General features: G+C 52.8%; 17 protein-coding genes. 2 read left to right on the top strand and 15 right to left on the bottom strand.

Going from position 1 to position 18187, the window contains the following annotated elements:
- Positions 1 to 73: 73 nt before the first annotated feature.
- The 4 genes from BV494_RS12000 to xseB form a co-directional block, all read right to left on the bottom strand.
- Complete coding sequence (locus BV494_RS12000) at positions 74 to 1048, bottom strand: aldo/keto reductase (RefSeq protein WP_104923082.1); 975 nt, start codon at positions 1046 to 1048, stop codon at positions 74 to 76.
- A gap of 151 nt (positions 1049 to 1199) precedes the next feature.
- Positions 1200 to 3062 carry a 1-deoxy-D-xylulose-5-phosphate synthase gene (gene dxs, locus BV494_RS11995; RefSeq protein ID WP_104923081.1) on the bottom strand — a complete coding sequence of 621 codons (1863 nt, stop codon included), beginning with the start codon at positions 3060 to 3062 and terminating at the stop codon, positions 1200 to 1202.
- Positions 3063 to 3080: 18 nt separating this feature from the next.
- Complete coding sequence (ispA, locus tag BV494_RS11990) at positions 3081 to 4010, bottom strand: (2E,6E)-farnesyl diphosphate synthase (RefSeq protein WP_104923080.1); 930 nt, start codon at positions 4008 to 4010, stop codon at positions 3081 to 3083.
- Positions 4011 to 4016: 6 nt separating this feature from the next.
- Complete coding sequence (gene xseB, locus BV494_RS11985) at positions 4017 to 4274, bottom strand: exodeoxyribonuclease VII small subunit (RefSeq protein WP_104924781.1); 258 nt, start codon at positions 4272 to 4274, stop codon at positions 4017 to 4019.
- A 259-nt stretch (positions 4275 to 4533) separates the two neighbouring features.
- Between xseB and thiI the strand changes: the two genes are divergently transcribed.
- Positions 4534 to 5982: a tRNA uracil 4-sulfurtransferase ThiI gene (gene thiI / locus BV494_RS11980; protein ID WP_104923079.1), complete on the top strand. Its 1449-nt coding sequence runs from the start codon at positions 4534 to 4536 to the stop codon at positions 5980 to 5982.
- A gap of 66 nt (positions 5983 to 6048) precedes the next feature.
- Here the strand turns inward: thiI and yajL are convergent, their stop codons facing one another.
- From yajL to BV494_RS25865, 3 genes are read right to left on the bottom strand one after another with little or no spacing between them, the layout of a single operon-like run.
- Complete coding sequence (yajL, locus tag BV494_RS11975) at positions 6049 to 6657, bottom strand: protein deglycase YajL (protein ID WP_104923078.1); 609 nt, start codon at positions 6655 to 6657, stop codon at positions 6049 to 6051.
- Positions 6620 to 7531 carry a 2-dehydropantoate 2-reductase gene (gene panE, locus BV494_RS11970; RefSeq protein ID WP_104923077.1) on the bottom strand — a complete coding sequence of 304 codons (912 nt, stop codon included), beginning with the start codon at positions 7529 to 7531 and terminating at the stop codon, positions 6620 to 6622. The genes yajL and panE overlap by 38 nt, the downstream gene beginning before the upstream one ends.
- Positions 7528 to 7743, bottom strand: coding sequence for a hypothetical protein (locus tag BV494_RS25865; RefSeq protein WP_192937999.1), 216 nt, complete (start codon positions 7741 to 7743; stop codon positions 7528 to 7530). The genes panE and BV494_RS25865 overlap by 4 nt, the downstream gene beginning before the upstream one ends.
- 48 nt (positions 7744 to 7791) lie before the next feature.
- Here BV494_RS25865 and BV494_RS11965 point away from each other — a divergent pair, with 48 nt between their 5' ends.
- On the top strand, positions 7792 to 8283 hold the full coding sequence (locus BV494_RS11965; protein WP_101075481.1) for a YajQ family cyclic di-GMP-binding protein: 492 nt from the start codon (positions 7792 to 7794) through the stop codon (positions 8281 to 8283).
- Between the two features lie 168 nt (positions 8284 to 8451).
- On the opposite strand, the gene BV494_RS11960 is transcribed toward BV494_RS11965, so the two are convergent.
- The 8 genes from BV494_RS11960 to ampG all read right to left on the bottom strand — a co-directional run bounded on the left by BV494_RS11960 (position 8452) and on the right by ampG (position 18162).
- Positions 8452 to 9750: a Gfo/Idh/MocA family protein gene (locus BV494_RS11960; protein ID WP_104924780.1), complete on the bottom strand. Its 1299-nt coding sequence runs from the start codon at positions 9748 to 9750 to the stop codon at positions 8452 to 8454.
- Positions 9751 to 9915: 165 nt separating this feature from the next.
- Entirely contained in the window at positions 9916 to 11280 is a 1365-nt protein-coding gene (locus tag BV494_RS11955; protein WP_104923076.1) for an MFS transporter, read from the bottom strand.
- A gap of 174 nt (positions 11281 to 11454) precedes the next feature.
- Positions 11455 to 12339: a heme o synthase gene (gene cyoE, locus BV494_RS11950; RefSeq protein ID WP_104923075.1), complete on the bottom strand. Its 885-nt coding sequence runs from the start codon at positions 12337 to 12339 to the stop codon at positions 11455 to 11457.
- An 18-nt stretch (positions 12340 to 12357) separates the two neighbouring features.
- A complete protein-coding gene (locus tag BV494_RS11945; protein WP_013576648.1) occupies positions 12358 to 12690 on the bottom strand; it encodes a cytochrome o ubiquinol oxidase subunit IV in 333 nt (110 codons plus the stop codon).
- A complete protein-coding gene (locus BV494_RS11940; protein ID WP_104923074.1) occupies positions 12690 to 13304 on the bottom strand; it encodes a cytochrome o ubiquinol oxidase subunit III in 615 nt (204 codons plus the stop codon). The genes BV494_RS11945 and BV494_RS11940 overlap by 1 nt, the downstream gene beginning before the upstream one ends.
- Positions 13294 to 15285 (bottom strand): cytochrome o ubiquinol oxidase subunit I, encoded by a 1992-nt coding sequence (cyoB, locus tag BV494_RS11935; RefSeq protein ID WP_104923073.1) that lies wholly within the window; start codon positions 15283 to 15285, stop codon positions 13294 to 13296. The genes BV494_RS11940 and cyoB overlap by 11 nt, the downstream gene beginning before the upstream one ends.
- A gap of 3 nt (positions 15286 to 15288) precedes the next feature.
- Positions 15289 to 16248, bottom strand: coding sequence for a cytochrome o ubiquinol oxidase subunit II (gene cyoA, locus BV494_RS11930; RefSeq protein WP_104923072.1), 960 nt, complete (start codon positions 16246 to 16248; stop codon positions 15289 to 15291).
- Positions 16249 to 16683: 435 nt separating this feature from the next.
- Complete coding sequence (ampG, locus tag BV494_RS11925; protein ID WP_104923071.1) at positions 16684 to 18162, bottom strand: muropeptide MFS transporter AmpG; 1479 nt, start codon at positions 18160 to 18162, stop codon at positions 16684 to 16686.
- Between the last annotated feature and the right edge of the window lie 25 nt (positions 18163 to 18187).

Raw genomic sequence — 18187 nt, 5'->3', positions numbered from 1 at the left:
ATTTGATGTAAAAAGGCGCTGCCGGTTTCCCGCAGCGCCTTTTTACATTTCAAACACGTATCAGTTGCTGTGGTTATTTAAAACCGGTGGCCTCGTGCGGCACATATGCCATTTCCAGCTCTGCAATTTCTTCTGCTGACAGCGTGATATCCAGCGCGCCAATAGCCTCCGTCAGATGCGCAGGGCGGGAAGCGCCGATAATCGGTGCGGTCACGACCTGTTTGCTGAGGATCCAGGCCAGCGCGATTTGCGCACGCGGCACACCGTGATCTTCCGCGATTTTGCCTACACGTTCAGCGATTTTACCGTCTGCTGCATCCGTCGCGTCGTACAGCGTTTTGGCAAAGTTATCCGACACAGAACGCGCGGTGGTTTCGCCCCACGGGCGGGTGAGTTTACCGCGAGCCAGCGGGCTCCACGGCAGAACCGCAATATTCCTGTCCAGGCACAACGGGTACATTTCGTTTTCTTCTTCGCGTTGGATCAGATTGTACTGGTCCTGCATCGAGACAAAACTCGCCCAGCCATTTTGCGCCGAGACATCCAGCGCCCGTTTAAACTGATGGGCGTGCATAGAAGACGCGCCGATAAAACGTGCCTTACCGGCTTTGACGACGTCATTCAGCGCTTCCAGCGTTTCTTCGATGGGCGTTTCGTAATCCCAGCGGTGGATTTGCAGCAAATCGACATATTCCATGCCGAGACGGCGCAGACTGTCATCGACAGATTGTAGGATTGATGCGCGTGAAAGCCCCGGTTTCAGGCCGGTGACTGCGTTGTAAACCTTGGTCGCCACGACAATTTCATCACGGTTTGCAAAATCCTTCAGCGCGCGCCCGACGATTTCTTCGCTGCTGCCGTCGGAATAGCTGTTGGCGGTATCAAAAAAATTTATTCCCGCCTCAAGGGCCTGTTTAATGATCGGGCGGCTGCTTTCTTCGGGAAGGGTCCATGCGTGGGTTCCGCGATCCGGTTCGCCGAACGTCATACAGCCAAGGCACAGGCGTGAAACGTTCAGGCCGGTTTTTCCGAGAATAGTGTATTGCATGACATCTCCTGGTCAGGACGAATTGAAGTCAGAAAGTCGTGAAAATGATTAGCACGCTACAACTGTAGCTTACTGAACGGCAGAATTGGGTAAAGGAAGAGAAAGTGAGAAAGGAAAATCCCCTCTTTCAGGCAGAAAGAGGGGAAAGAGATCAGGCCAGCCAGTCGGTGATCTGACGATCGATGCCTTCGGCGTCCAGCCCCAGATCGTGGCGAATTTCTTCCTGCGTACCCTGCGGAACAAAGCTGTCCGCCAGGCCGATATTGAGCACCGGCACCAGAATGCGTTTGGACATCAGCAGTTCATTCACACCGCTGCCCGCACCGCCCATAATGGCGTTTTCTTCCAGCGTCACCAGCACTTCATGGCTGGCCGCCAGTTCCTGAATCAGGGCTTCATCCAGCGGTTTCACAAAGCGCATATCCACGACGGTGGCGTTACGTTTTTCAGCCGCTGCCAGCGCGTCCGGCAGTAAAGTCCCGAAATTCAGGATGGCCACTTTTTCGCCTTCACGACGGACAACGCCTTTGCCGATGGGCAGCGACGCCAGCGGTTCGCAGGTCGCACCCGTGCCGCTGCCGCGCGGATAACGCACCGCGACCGGGCCGTTGTTATGGTGATAACCGGTATGCAGCATCTGACGACATTCGTTTTCATCGCTTGGCGTCATGATAGTCATGTTTGGAATGCAGCGCAGGAAGGACAAGTCGAAAGCGCCCTGATGCGTCTGACCGTCGGCTCCGACGATGCCGCCACGGTCAATGGCGAAGAGCACCGGCAGATTCTGGATAGCCACATCGTGGATCACCTGATCGTACGCGCGTTGCAGGAACGTCGAGTAAATCGCGACAATCGGCTTGTAACCGCCAATGGCCAGACCGGCGGCAAAAGTCACGGCGTGCTGTTCAGCAATCGCGACGTCGAAATACTGCTGCGGATATTCACGCGAGAAGCGCACCATGCCGGAGCCTTCGCGCATTGCAGGCGTCACCGCCATCAGTTTGCTGTCTTTGGCCGCTGTTTCGCACAGCCAGTCGCCAAAGATTTTGGAATAAGTGGGCAGACCTTCTTTGCTTTTTGGCAGTGTGCCTGAAGCCGGATCGAATTTCGGCACCGCGTGGAAACTGATCGGATCCTTTTCCGCCGGTGCGTAGCCTTTGCCTTTCCTGGTCATGATGTGCAGCAATTGCGGGCCTTTCAGCTCGCGCATGTTCTTCAGCGTTTGTGCCAGCGCCACCACATCATGCCCGTCAACCGGACCGATATAGTTAAAACCCAGCTCTTCAAACAGCGTGCCTGGCACCATCATGCCTTTGAGATGTTCTTCCGTACGACGCACCAGCTCTTTAATCGGCGGCAGGCCGGACAGGACTTTTTTACCGCCTTCACGCAGTCGCGAATACAGTTTTCCGGACAACAATTGCGCCAGATGATTGTTCAGCGCACCGACGTTTTCGGAAATCGACATCTCGTTATCATTGAGGATAACCAGCATGTCAGGTTTGATATCGCCCGCGTGGTTCATGGCCTCGAAAGCCATCCCGGCGGTGATTGCGCCATCGCCAATCACGCAAACGGTGCGGCGGCCTTTGCCTTCACGCTCGGCGGCAACAGCCATGCCCAGACCGGCACTGATGGACGTCGAGGAGTGACCGACGGACAACGTGTCGTATTCGCTTTCGCCGCGCCACGGGAACGGATGCAACCCGCCTTTCTGGCGGATGGTGGAAATGCGTTCGCGACGGCCGGTCAGAATTTTATGCGGATAAGCCTGATGGCCCACATCCCAGACCACATGGTCGAAGGGCGTGTTGTAGACATAATGCATGGCGACGGTCAGTTCTACCGTTCCCAAACCGGACGCAAAGTGTCCGCTGGACTGGCTGACGCTGGCCAATAAATATTGACGCAGTTCATCACAGAGCTTGGGTAAGCTCTCTTTTGGGAGTGAGCGGAGATCTTCGGGATTCTCCGCCAGCGCCAGTGTCGGGTATTTGGCTAATTCAAGACTCATCAGTTGCTCATAGTAAGTTTAATTATCGCGTTCAATGATAAAGCTGGCTAACGCGAGAAGTGGCGCGGTGTTATAAGAAAGTGCAGCCAGCTGATCCAGTGCGGAAACGGCTTCCTGATACAGATCCATCGCTTTGGCTTTTGCGCCGTCCAGGCCCAGCAGGGCCGGGTAAGTACTTTTACCGAGTTGTTGATCCGCGCCCTGACGTTTACCCAGCGTGGCGGTATCGCCAATCACATCCAGAATATCGTCCTGAACCTGAAACGCTAAACCAATCGCCTGCGCGTAGTTATCGAGGATCGGCAACACGGCGCGTCCGGATTCACCGGCGGCCAGCGCGCCCATGCGCACGGCGGCGCGTATCAGCGCACCGGTTTTGTGGCGATGGATTTTTTCCAGCGCGTCAAGATTGACCTGCTGCCCTTCGGCAGCCAAATCTAAAGCCTGACCGCCGCACATACCGCTGGCTCCGCTGGCGCTGGCCAGTTCGGAAATCATCGACAGGCGATCTTTCACGGCCACGTCAGGCATATCGCCATCGGCGAGAATCGAAAATGCCAGTGTCTGCAATGCATCACCGGCAAGAATGGCATTAGCTTCGCCGAATTTAATGTGGCAGGTCGGCTGACCACGGCGCAAATCGTCGTCGTCCATCGCAGGTAAATCATCGTGGATCAGGGAATACGCGTGAACGCATTCTACCGCCGCCGCCGGTGCGTCCAGATTTTTCAAATCCAGGCTGAACAACTGACCACTGGCATACACCAGATACGGGCGCAGACGTTTTCCTCCCAGCAACGAGCCGTACCGCATCGCCTCCACCAGCGGTAAATCCGCCAGAGGTTGTGCGCTGACGTAGGCCGTCAAAACACCGTCGACACGCTTTTGCATGGCACGAAGTTCGCCAGTAAAGCTGTCAGAAGAAGATAAGGAGATCGCTTCAGACATGACCAGTTACTCTGCTTCCGGGGTGAAAGGGGTCAGCGGGGCATCATGATCACTGTCGAGCAGGATCTGAACGCGTTGCTCTGCCTGCTGCAGTTTTTGCTGTCCCTGACGTGCCAGCTGGACGCCTTGTTCAAATTCGTTCAGCGCATCTTCCAGAGGCAGCTCGCCAGATTCAAGGCGGGAAACGATCTGTTCCAGTTCGGCCAGAGCCGTTTCAAAATTGGCAGGTGGTGCAGATTTTTTGGCATAATTCTCTTTTGATATCGTTGATCAGAATTGATGATCAGAGGTCTGAGCCGCAGAGCCGGGTTTCAGCCTCGAGAGACATTCCTGTGCAGCATGACATCTGCTGTCGGGTTTTGTGCACAGAGTACGCATTTTAAGTGATATACTCTGCGCCGCAGATATTATTGCTAAGCCCAATGTGACACATAACATCCATTTGGCTTAGCAATAATAAGATCCTAGATCCTTATTCAGCGACTTACTACCCCGTTTTTTCACCCGCTAACAAAAGACTGCCATGAAGTTTATCATTAAATTGTTCCCCGAAATCACCATCAAGAGCCAATCTGTGCGTTTGCGCTTCATTAAGATCCTCTCAAGCAGCATTCGCAACATTGTGCGGCCGCATGATGAGACGCTGGCAGTAGTCCGCCATTGGGATCATATCGAAGTTCGCAGCAAAGACGAAAGCAAACACGACCTGATTCAGGAATTACTTTGCCGTATTCCGGGCATCCGTTATGTCGAAGAAGTAGAGGATCGTCCTTATACTGACGTTCACCACATTTTCGAACAGGTTCTCGAAGCCTATCGCCATGAAGTTGAAGGTAAAACGTTTTGCGTTCGTGTTAAACGTCGTGGCAAACATGATTTTTCGTCTACGGAAGTTGAGCGCTACGTTGGCGGCGGTCTGAACCAGCACATCGAATCGGCGAAGGTCAGCCTGACCGCGCCACAGGTGACGGTGAAACTGGAAATCAATGACGACAAGCTGGTGCTGGTGAAAAGCCGTCTCGAAGGTCAGGGCGGTTATCCGATCGGGACTCAGGAAGATGTTATGTCGCTGATTTCTGGCGGTTTCGACTCCGGTGTCTCCAGTTATATGCTGATGCGTCGCGGCTGTCGTGTGCATTATTGCTTCTTCAATCTGGGCGGCGCAGCGCATGAAATTGGCGTGAAACAGGTCGCACATTATCTGTGGAACCGATTTGGCAGCTCGCACCGCGTGCGTTTCATCTCTATCGATTTCGAACCGGTTGTGGGCGAGATCCTCGAGAAAGTGGAAGACGGCCAGATGGGCGTTGTGCTCAAACGTATGATGGTACGTGCCGCTTCTTCTATTGCTGAACGTTATGGCGTGCAGGCGCTGGTCACCGGCGAAGCACTGGGCCAGGTGTCCAGCCAGACGCTGACCAACTTACGCCTGATCGACAACGTGTCTGACACGCTGATCCTGCGTCCGCTGATTTCTCACGATAAAGAGCACATCATCAAGATTGCCCGTGAAATCGGTACGGAAGATTTCGCGAAAACCATGCCGGAATATTGCGGTGTGATTTCCAAAAGCCCGACCGTGAAAGCCGTGAAAGCGAAAATCGAAGCCGAAGAAGCGATGTTCGATTTCAGCGTGCTGGATAAAGTCGTCAGCGAAGCGCGAAATGTCGATATCCGCGAAATTGCAGCGCAAGCCGCCGAAGTCGTGCCGGAAGTTGAAACGGTCGCTGAATTTACGTCAACCGACATTGTGCTGGATGTCCGTGCGCCGGATGAAGTTGAAGCACAGCCGCTGGCGCTGGAAAACGTTGAGGTTAAACCTCTGGCGTTCTATAAACTGGCGACTCAGTTTGGCGATCTCGACCAGACTAAAACCTATCTGCTGTATTGCGACCGTGGCGTAATGAGCCGCTTGCAGGCGCTGTATCTGAAAGAGCAGGGCTTTAACAACGTCAAAGTTTACAGACCTTAACGCGTGTTCCTGATGTGAAAAAGGGGTTCAGCTATGCTGAGCCCCTTTTGCTTTGCGGCATCCGGATTAGGATTCGCGTGCACCTTCATCGGTGTAGTTATAAATACCCGGTGCCAGTACCAGTTGCGCGACAATTTCTGCGGCTTTGGTTTTGCCCAGCAGCAGGTCGATAATTTTAAGTGCGAACTCCATCGACGTTCCCGGCCCCTGGCTGGTGAGCAGGTTTACGCGCGGATCGAAAATCACCCGGCGATCGGACCATTTGTTCGGATCGATTTTGTCTTTCAGGCCCGGAAAACCGGTCATGTTACCGACAGGGAATAAATCGTGATATTCCAGCACCAGCGCGGGTGCGGCGCAGATCGCCGCCACAATTTTACCGCTGACGTGCATCTGACGGACTTTTTCCACCAGCAGCGGGCTTTCGCTGAAACAGGTCGCGCCGCCCAGACCGCCGGGTAAAACAACCACGTCGTGATCGTCATCGGCGACATCCACCAGCGCGGCGTCCGCCAGAATACGCACGCCGCGTGAACAGCGGATTTCCAGATTGCCATCCCCCGCAACGCTGGCGGTCGTCACACTGATACCGGCGCGAACCAGTAAATCAATCACGGTGACGGCTTCTATTTCTTCGCTACCAGGTGCCAGGCAGACCAGAACTGATGCGCTCATAGTCGTTTTCCTTTCTTTTTACTTGTTCAAATAATCCGGTATTCACAGGTAGATTAAGCCCGTATTTGCGTCCGCGACGCAGCAGGTAACCGGTGATGTAATCAATTTCAGTGTGACGCTGGTTGCGGATGTCCTGCAACATGGAAGAGTGATTGGCGGCGGTGGAATCAATCACCTGATACACAAAACTCAGCAGTGATTCACTGTGAATTTCAACGCCTTCAATCGCCATGACCTGCGCGACTTCCTGACAGATTTGTTCAATCTGGTCGCCATAGGCCAGCAAATCCCCGTTGGTACACTCGTAGGTGGCGGTCAGGGGATTAATCACGCAGTTTACCGCCAGTTTATTCCACAACGACGGTTTGATGTTGTCATGCCACGCGACGTCCGGCAGCGCGTGATGAAGCACATCCGCCAGTGAACTCAGCGCCGCACCGCGTGGTGAAACCGGCCCGATATGGGTGGCACCGGTGGCAACGTGGAGAATGGCATTGCCTTCGTGACGCGCCGCGTGCGTGGTTGCGCCCTGCAAAATCGCCAGCCGGTTGGGTGGCAATTCATCGACAGTTCCCATGCCGTTGTGCAGCAATAATATCGCGCAATTATCGTTAAGCATCGGCATCAGCGCGCTGACGGCCCCGGAAACCTGCCAGGCTTTCAGGGTCACGAGCAGTAATTCGCTTTGCGCCAGATGTTCGGGATCATTGGTGGGCAGATTGCGGTTGAAGGCGATGCCTTCGGGGGAAATCACGTTGACGGCACAAAACGGCTGCGGAATGCGTATCCAGCCCTGAACGTCGTGGCCTTGCTGATAAAGTGCTGAAAGCCAAAGTTGCCCCAGCGCACCACAACCAAGAACTGTTATTTTCATTGTGCCTCCCGGGGAATGCGGCGAAAACCGCCTTTAAAGCCAGTTGTAGAAAGAATATTCTGCTGTCCGGTTATCTTATTAGTATAGACATTTGTGCTGCACATCACATTTTCACCTGCACTTTTTGACCATCGCGACATTGTGTGGCTGGTTTTTTGTTGCCGTTTGGCATCGACGGTTGAAGGCGGTATTATGCACGCCATCATCGACATTATGCTCGCCATAAAACGTGCAATACAAAACTACAGGGAGAAGCGATTATGCCGTCTTTTGACATTGTTTCCGAAATCGACATGCAGGAAGTGCGCAATGCCGTGGAAAATGCCAGCCGTGAACTGCAAACCCGCTGGGATTTCCGTAACATTCCTGCCAGCTTCGATCTCAATGAAAAGAACGAAAGCGTTAAAGTCGCCAGCGAATCTGATTTTCAGGTGAATCAGCTGGTGGATATTTTGCGTGAAAAGCTGGCCAAGCGTGGCATTGAAGGCGGCGCACTGGAAATTCCTGAGCAGATGGAGCACAGCGGCAAAACCTACAGCCTCGAAGCTAAACTGCATTCCGGAATTGAATCGGCGCTGGCGAAGAAAATCGTCAAGCTGATCAAAGACAGTAAGATTAAGGTGCAGGCGCAGGTTCAGGGCGATGAAGTTCGTGTCACCGGTAAAGCCCGCGATGACTTGCAGGCCGTTATGGCGCTGATTCGCAACGGGGATCTCGGCCAGCCGTTCCAGTTCAAAAACTTTCGCGACTAATAGCCTTCGCACTTCGCGCTGTGAATGCGTTGGCTTCTCTCAGGGATCCGAATCACTTACCCGCGTAAGCTCATCGGATCCCTTCGGTTGCCGCCTTCCCACAACACGAATTGCTTGGCTATTCATTATTCAGACAGGGACGATTATTGCGTCCCTTTTTTACGGGCGCTATTTCTTCTGACGCAGGCGTCTGACCAGTTCGAAGTCTTTGAAGTAAACCGGCCGGTCAGTGCGCATCGACAGGTTTCCGGCGATCCCGGTGAGGATCGACATCGCGCCAGCGCGGTGATCGGCGGCGCGTTTTAACGGATCGTCTTTGCGTTCGCCAAAGAGATCTTCCAGCATCGCATTATCGCCGCCGCCGTGACCGCCTTCTCCCAGCTGGAACTGCGCTTGCCACGGTTTGGCAAACAGCGGATAAACCGTGATTTCGGCTTTTTCGATACTGCCTTCGTTCTCCCGTTTACCGCCCGCATTCACGTAAGACATTTCGACAATTTTCATCTCGATACGGCCTTTCGTCCCGTTGAATACCACGTTCAGGCCTTCCCATGGCAGATAAGCATTCAGGGAATAGGTCAGCTGCACTTTATTCTGGTATTTCACCAGCACCGACAGCGTATCTTCAATACTGATGCCGTCGCTGAAAACACTCTGATCGCGGAAATAGTGATCTTCGTGTTCGGCGTTGAGATACAGCGCTTTGAGCTGCGGATTGTCCGCCATATGCAGCGCGAAAGGATCTTTCTGCGCCTGTTTGTAACCGTGGGCGCGCGGGTAGAAATCTTTCACGCCGCGCTTCTCGGCATTTTCCTTGCCGTAAAAACGCAAATCCCCCTGCGCATACACTTTCTCCGGCGTGCTGTTAAGCCAGAAATTCATCAGGTCAAAATGGTGTGTGGATTTATGCACCAGCAGGCCGCCGGAATTGCGTTTCTCGCGATGCCAGCGGCGGAAATAGTCCGCGCCGTGTTCGGTATTGAGCAGCCATTCGAAGTGAACAGAAAGGACTTCGCCGATGGTTTCCTGCTGGAGCAGTTCGCGGATTTTGCTGTGATGCGGTGCGTAGCGGTAATTGAACGCGACGCGAACCTGATAACCGGTGGCGTCGACGGCGTCGAGAATGCGCAGTGCCCGGTTTTCATCGATGGTCATTGGTTTTTCGGTAATGACGTCACACCCAGCGTGCAGGGCGCGCACGATATAGTCGTCATGCGTTCGGTCCATGCTGGTGACAATAACGATATCCGGTTTGGTTTCGTCGAGCATCGTATTGAAATCAGACGCTTTCCAGGTGGATACCCTGGGAATACCGCTTTGCTCCAGTTGCTGGTTCGCATAATCCATTCGCGTCTGGTTGGTGTCGCAGAAAGCGACAAATTTCGCATTGTGGCGATATTTACCGGTAATCGCCTCAATGTATAAACCCGAGCGCCCGCCGGTACCGACTAAAGCATACGTTTTCATAGGATCCTCAAAAGGCCATACGGCCGTCATCACTGACAAAATTTTTGTTAAGGAATTCCTGAGGATAATGATTGGAGAAATTTTTTAAGTGAGGGATATCACAGCGGTGGGCATAAAAATGAAAAGGTGTGCCATTTTCAGCAGCACACCTTTTTGTGACACCAATCAGGCAAGGCTGACCAGCTGTTCAAGTGCCTTGCGGTTGGTCTGTTTGGTATCGACTTTCACGTAAGCACTGAATTCTTCCGGAACCACCACGGCTTCTGCCACGCCCGGCTGAGCCAGAATGCGCGCCTGAAGGGCGGAGTCTTTTACCGCCAGTTCAGACAGCGTAATGCGCAGACTGCTGACATACGGCGGTTCGGTCATGGTGGCGCTGACCAGCAACCAGACAACAGCAAGGGCTGCACACACCAGGAAGACCGCACCGGCTCCCGCGTGACCGTAAACATATCCGCCCAGACTCCCGCCGATCGCCACACCGATAAACTGGCTGGTGGAATACAGGCCCATCGCTGTGCCTTTGTATCCTGCCGGAGATTCTTTGCTGATAAGCGACGGCAGAATGGCTTCCATGACGTTAAACGCCAGGAAGAACAGCTGGATACCGGCAATCACGGCCCACAAATGCAAACCGGCGGCCCACAGCACAATTTCAGCCAGCAACAACACCACCACGCAGCCCATGAAGACTTGTTTCATGTGACGCTTTTTCTCGGCGTAGATAATCACCGGGATTACGGCAACGAAAGACGTCAGCATCGTAATCAGGTAAACGCGCCAGTGTTCACTTGGCGGGAAGCCCGCGTGTTCCATGACTTGCGGCAACACCACAAAACTCGACATCAGCAAAATGTGCAGACACAGAATGCCAAAGTTCAGTTTCAGCAGTTTAGGGTTTGCCATAACCTTGCCAAAGCTGCCTTTCACCATACTCGATTCACGGTTCAGAATATGCGTGGCAGGGGAGGGGACGACGGCAAGCGTAATGACAATGCCCAAAATGGTCAGCACGGCAATCGCCCAGAACAGCGCGTGTAAGCCCCACGCATGGGTAATGATCGGACCCAGAACCATTGCAATCGCAAAAGTTATCCCAAAGCTGATACCGATAAACGCCATCGCTTTGGTGCGGTTTTGCTCACGCGTCAGGTCAGAAAGCAACGCCATGACGGCGGCGGCAATGGCGCCGGAGCCTTGCAGGGCGCGGCCAATGATCACGCCCCAGATAGATTCGGTGGAGGCGGCAACAACGCTGCCAATACAGAAGATGACCAGACCAAAGACGATCAGAGGTTTGCGGCCAACGCGGTCAGAAAGCAGCCCGAACGGGATCTGGAAAACGGCCTGTGCCAGCCCGTAGATACCGATGGCGATACCGATCAGCGTTTCGCTGGCACCGGAGAGTTTCATGCCGTACGTGGTTAACACCGGCAGGACCATAAACATGCCAAGCATGCGTAAAGAAAATACTGTCCCTAGCCCCCACGTCGCCCGACTTTCCTGCGGGGTCATCTGGTTATCGTTCACATTACTACCTCAAAATAACAATCCGGCTATTGTAGTGCTTTTCGCCAGTTTGGGTAAAACGATGGATCTTTAGCAGATATTACGGGTGTTACCAGACCGGGAGACCAAAAGAAAAGGCCAGTATCGCTACTGACCTTTTAATGTGATTTCAGCGGGTTAGGCTTGTGGCTTGTGTTACCAAACGTAGGTCAGCAATGAGGCCGGTGCAGAGTTAAAATCCACAGACATCATGAAACTGAGCGACATGATCGTGATGATGGAGAAACCAAACAGTTTTCTCGCCCAGACCACGTCGTTTTCCGTTTTATAACCTCTCAGTGCCATGCCCAGCCACCAGATACTGACCGCCGCGGCCACAATCAGGTATTTATACCCGGCGTAGCCACTCAGCGTCAGCATCAGCGTAGCAATCATAAACGCCAGAATGTAGACGGTAATATGATGCTTGGCGACAGAGATACCTTTCACCACCGGCAGAACCGGGATGCCTGCTGCCTGATAATCCTTGAAGCGGAAGATGGCAATCGCGTACGAATGCGGCATCTGCCACAGGCTGAAAATCAGAAGCAGGATCAGCGCACCGGTATCAAACTGGCCGGAAACGGCACAGTAACCAATCACCGGTGGCGCTGCGCCAGACAAGCTGCCGATCAGCGTGCCGTAAACCGAGTTGCGCTTCATGTACAGGCTGTAAACGCCGACATAAATCACAAAGCCCATAACCGCCAGCCACATAGCCAGCGGATTGGCTCCGATATACAACAACGCAAAGCCCGCAATACCCAGAATGGTCGCGTAAACCAGGGTTGTTTTCGGCGGAATAAGCCCTTTCACCAGGACCCGGTTCTTCGTTCTTTCCATGATCCGGTCGATGTCGCGGTCGATGAAGTTGTTAAAGACACAACCCGATGCGACGACCAGCGATACACCCACCAGCGTGGCGAGAAAAAGTGGGAAGTCGATGCTGCCTTTGGCAGCAAGGAGGAATCCCCCGATGACAGAAATTAAGTTGCCGAAAATAATTCCTGGTTTCGTTACTTGCAGGTATTGCTTAATCATCACGTGCAGCTCGGCTCTTTAACTGACCATCATATTGAGGTTGAGGTTATACATAATCCACAATGAGCCCACAACGACGATAAAGATAATCACAGCGGTGAACAGAAGCGCCACCAGGTTCCAGCGCTCTTCCGACGACGTATTCATGTGCAGGAAGAACACCAGATGGACAACGATCTGGATAATAGCGGATGCAACCACTGTACCCAGGATCAGTGAATGTGATGCTGTGTCAGTCATGACCATAGCAAACGGGATCACCGTCAGGATAACCGACAGGATGAAGCCAATTGCATATGACTTCAGGCTGCCGTGGCTTGCACCACCATGGGAAGTAGCAGAATGACTCATTACATCGCTCCCATCAGATAAACAACGGTAAACACGCAGATCCACACCACGTCCAGGAAGTGCCAGAACAAGCTCAGGCACATCAGGCGGGTTTTGTTAACGTCTGTCAGGCCACGACGTGCAACCTGAACCATCATGGTCAGGATCCAAATCAGACCACAGGTCACGTGCAGACCGTGGGTAGCGACCAGGGCAAAGAAGCCAGACAGGAAACCGCTGCGCTGCGGGCCATAGCCTTCAGCAATCAGGTGATGGAATTCATAGAGTTCCATCCCGATGAAGCCTAAACCGAACAGGAAAGTCAGGAACAACCAGCCGTTAACGCCAGCTTTGTTACCCTTATTCATGGCCAGCATTGCAAAGCCGTAAGTGATACTACTGAACAGCAGGCAGAAGGTTTCTACCAGCACGAACGGCAGTTCAAAAATGTCTTTACCAGAGGGACCGCCAGCGGTCCCGTTGACCAGTACTGCATACGTTGCGAACAGGCTCGCAAACAGGATGCAGTCACTCATCAGGTAGATCCAGAAGCCGAAGACTTTGGTTGCACCTGCGTCGTGGTGCCCATGCTCAGCATGGGCCTCATCGTGGTGAGTCAGAGTATCAGTTGCCATGTTTCACACCTGCTTTACGGATTTGTTCATAATGTTGGTTCTCAATACGTTCCACTTCTTCAACTGGCACGTAGTAATCAACATCTTCGTCGAAGCTTTTCGCAATCCAGGTCGCAGCCAGCGCAATGAAACTCACTGCCGCCAACCACCAGATATCCCAGATTAATGCGAAACCACAAACCAGACTCAGCATAGCGATAATGAAACCGGCGCCGCTGTTACGTGGCATATGAATCGGTTCATATTTGGCAGGCTGTTTGTAAGCGGTGCCTTTCTCTTTCATGTCCCAGAACTCATCGCGGTCGTGAATTTGCGGCACGATAGCGAAGTTGTAGAACGGAGGAGGAGAAGAGGTTGCCCACTCCAGCGTACGCGCACCCCACGGGTCACCGGTCAGATCACGGTTCTGGTCACGGTCGCGAACAGAAACGAAGATCATGATCAGCTGGCACAGGATACCGATAGCAATCAGAGCCGCACCGCACGCAGCAACAACCAGCAGCGGGTGGAACTCAGGGTCGATATTCTGGCTGACACGACGTGTCATCCCCATGAAGCCCAGGACATACAGTGGCATGAATGCAACGAAGAAACCGATGATCCAGAACCAGAATGAACGCACGCCCCATTTTTCGTTCAGCGTGAAGCCGAAGGATTTAGGGAACCAGTAAGTCAGACCTGCGAAGCAACCGAAGACCACACCACCGATGATAACGTTATGGAAGTGGGCAATCAGGAACAGGCTGTTGTGCAGCACGAAGTCAGCACCCGGAACCGCCAAGAGAACGCCGGTCATACCACCCACAGAGAAGGTGATGATGAAGCCAACGGTCCACAGCATTGCGGCGTTGAGTGTGATACGGCCCTGATACATGGTGAACAGCCAGTTGAAGATTTTTACCCCGGTCGGGATAGAAATGATCATCGTCATGATGCCGAAGAAGGCATTGACGTTAGCGCCTGAACCCATGGTGAAGAAGTGGTGCAGCCAAACGATGAACGACAACACGGTGATGGCGATGGTTGCCCATACCAGCGAGGTGTAACCGAACAGACGTTTTTTGGAGAAGGTCGCGGTAACTTCCGAGAACACACCAAAGACTGGCAGAACCAAAATGTACACTTCCGGATGGCCCCAGGCCCAAATCAGGTTGATGTACATCATCATGTTGCCGCCCATATCATTCGTGAAGAAATGGGTGCCCAGATAACGGTCTAAAGTCAGCAGTGCAATAGTCACGGTCAGAATCGGGAAAGACACGATAATCAACACGTTGGTGCACAGTGCGGCCCAGGTAAATACCGGCATTTTCATCAGCGGCATACCCGGCGCGCGCATCTTCAGGATGGTCGCAAAGAAGTTAACACCGGTCAGCAAGGTACCAATACCGGATATCTGGAGACTCCAGATCCAGTAATCGACCCCGACACCCGGACTGTATTCCTTACCGGACAACGGCGGATAGGCCAGCCAGCCAGTCTGTGCGAACTCACCGACACCCAGAGAGATGTTGATCAGGACCACAGCAGCAGCGGTGAACCAGAAGCTGACGTTGTTCAGGAACGGGAATGCCACGTCGCGTGCGCCGATTTGCAAAGGAACGACGACGTTCATCAGACCGATTACGAAAGGCATTGCCATGAAGAAGATCATGATCACGCCGTGCGCGGTAAAGATTTGGTCGTAGTGATGAGGCGGCAGGAAGCCAGGTTCACCCGCAGAAGCAAGCACCTGCTGGCTACGCATCATGATGGCATCGGCAAAGCCACGCAACAGCATGACGAAAGCCAGAATGATGTACATGATACCTAATTTTTTGTGGTCGACGGAGGTCAGCCACTCGGTCCACAGATATTTCCATTTGCCGAAATAGGTGATGCCGGCAACAACTGCCAGACCACCCAGAATTATCGCGGCAACGGTGACCATGATAATCGGTTCATGATACGGAACCGAATCAAGCGTTAATTTTCCGAACATCGTTTATTCCTCGGCTCCGGCTGCGTGAGACTGTCCACCCATATCCATGCCTTTCATGTCGCTGCCTGCAGGCATTGGCATGGTATGACCTTCCGGCGCGGCCTTCATGTCATGCATGGAGTATTTGCCAATGATTTCTTTAAACAAACCCGGTTTAGCCACAGAGAAGTATTCGACCGGGTTGTCGATGCTCTGTGCAGCCAGTTTATTGAAGTCATCAGTGGTTGCCAGCTGGTTCGGTGCGCTTTTCACTTTCGCTACCCAGGTGTCGAAATCGGCACGGGTTGGGGTCGCGATGGCGTTGAACTTCATACCTGAGAAACCGCGGCCGCTGAAGCTTGCTGAGATGCCTTTATAGGTACCGGCTTCATTTGCAATCAGGTGCAACTGAGTCTGCATACCGGCCATCGCATAAATCTGTCCGCCGAGCTGAGGAATGAAGAACGAGTTCATCACAGAGTCTGAAGTGACTTTGAACTGAACAGGCACATCTTTAGGAATAACCAGTTCGTTAACGGTCGCGATGCCCTGTTCCGGGTAAATGAATAACCATTTCCAGTCCAGAGAAACGACTTCAACCGTCATCGGTTTTTGGTCAGTCACGATAGGCTTGAACGGGTCAAGCGCATGGGTGGTTTTCCAGGTAATCGTTGCCAGAATGGCAATGATAATAATTGGAACTGTCCAGACGACGGCTTCAATTTTGTTGGAGTGGGACCAATCAGGACTGTACTTAGCATTTGTGTTGGAAGCACGATACTTCCACGCAAATGCAAACGCCATGATAATAACCGGGATAACGACGATCAGCATTAAACCAATCGCGGTTAAAATCAGCGTTCTCTGCTCAAGTCCAATTGCTCCCTTGGGATCCATCAATGCCGTATTGCAGCCGCTCAACATTAACGCGGAGGCAAATAAGGACAACATCCCAATACTTTTATTGTATTTCTTAAGTCTCATCTAACGACCTCAATAACTAGGGCTCTATTGTCGCTTCAGGTGTGCGGGCATTTTACGGGAAGGTTGCAGGACTGTAAACACGCTTAAACAAGTGTCAAAGGGCTGTTGACACTTTATGTTAACGGAGTCACACATGTCACGGATCGTGACAATTTACAGTGGGCAACAATATGTTGCGTATAGATTTTTTTCTATAGTGATGAAAAACAAGGGGTGATACATTTTTAAATATTTATGGCCGTCCGTGATCCCGGCGATAGGTTTAATTAATGTTAAATTAATGTAGAAACCAAGTGAAATAAAACGCGCAAAAAGAACCGGAGAAAAATTATCCCAACAAATATAATTTTCCCTGAATTTAATTTATTGGGTGATATTTATAGAACAATTGTTAAATGAAACGCGCCATTCATTTTTATCATGAATGGCGGTAAATCAGGAACGTGCGGTGCGCCGGAGTGAGAGAAAATCGAGCAAACTGCCTAAAATAATCCCCATAAGACAAACGAAAACGCCCGCTTCCAGCAAAATCCCGGTGAAGCCGTGCCACGAGGCCCAGCCTAAACTGTTCACGATCAGCGTCACCAGCCACACGACCAGCAGCAAACTTCCGCCCAGCATACAGCGCAGTGCCCAGCGGTAAGGTTTGGCGAAGTGAATGCGCGGCAGGAAAGTTTCTGTTTTCTGGGTGTATTCAAGCGTCTGGCGGCAAACGGCCAGCAGCAGCAGCCCCGGAACGCCGGCAACAATCGAGAAAAGATAGAACCACGGCCAGCCATAAGCTTCCACGAACCAGCCGGCAATCGGGCCAACATACACGCGGCCCACCGCAGAAAGTGCCGAGAGCAGGGCGAACTGCGTGGCGGAAAACGAGCGATTGCACAAGGTCATCAACAGAGCGACGAACGCCGCCGTCCCCATACCGCCGCACAGATTTTCGAAGAAAATCGCCGTGCCCATGGTATACAAATCTTTATCGGTAATGGCGAGGATCCAGTAACCCGCGTTCGAAACCGCCTGCAAAATACCAAACAGCATCAGCGCACGGAATAAACTCAGACGCTGCATCAGCATGCCACCAAAGAGTGCGCCAATAATTGTGGCCATCAGGCCGAGCGTTTTGTTTACCAGCCCGACTTCCCCGGCGTCAAACCCGACACCGCGGATCAAAAATGTCGTGCTCAGGCTGCCTGCAAACGCATCGCCCATTTTGTACATCACGATGAGAAGCAAAATCAGCCAGGCATTGTTGCGCCCAAAGAAGTCTTTCAGCGGTGCCACGACGGCCATTTCAATTGATCGTGGAGCAGGCTGCGTATTTTGCGGTTCCGGCGATATCAGTGTGGCGAACACGCCCACCAGCATCAGCACGGCCATCAGCCAGTACATGTGCTGCCAGCCGAGATAACGGTCTGCCAGCCAAAGTGCCAGCCCGCCGGAAACCAGCATCGCCAGACGATAGCCCAGCACGGAAACCGCAGCACCGTTCCCACGTTCTTCAGACGGCAGTAAATCCGTTTTATACGCGTCGAAGACAATGTCCTGCGAAGCCGATGCAAAGGCAATCAGCACCGCCAGCGCCGCCAGCCAGAACAAATCTTTACCGGGATCCATAAAGCCCATGGCGAAAATCGCCGCCACGAGCAACAACTGAGTCAGGATCAGCCAGCCGAGACGACGCCCGAGAAATGACGGGGTGTAGCGGTCCATCATCGGCGACCATAGAAATTTGAACACGTAGGCCTGGCCGACCAGCGAGAAAATCCCAATAGTTTTCAGATCGACATTTTCGACGGTCATCCACGCCTGCAATGTGCCGGACGTCAGCGCCAGCGGTAAGCCGGAAGCAAAGCCCAGAAGCAGCAAAATGACGGTATTGCGTTGCGTGAAAATCTTAAAGTACTGACTGATCATGAAAATGTGTTCCTGCGAACCGGTG

The sequence above is a fragment of the Rahnella sikkimica genome, from assembly GCF_002951615.1.
Classification (GTDB): Bacteria; Pseudomonadota; Gammaproteobacteria; order Enterobacterales; family Enterobacteriaceae; genus Rahnella; species Rahnella sikkimica.
The sequence above is the reverse complement of the archived record's forward strand: the minus strand, read 5'-3'. Positions and strand labels throughout refer to the sequence as shown.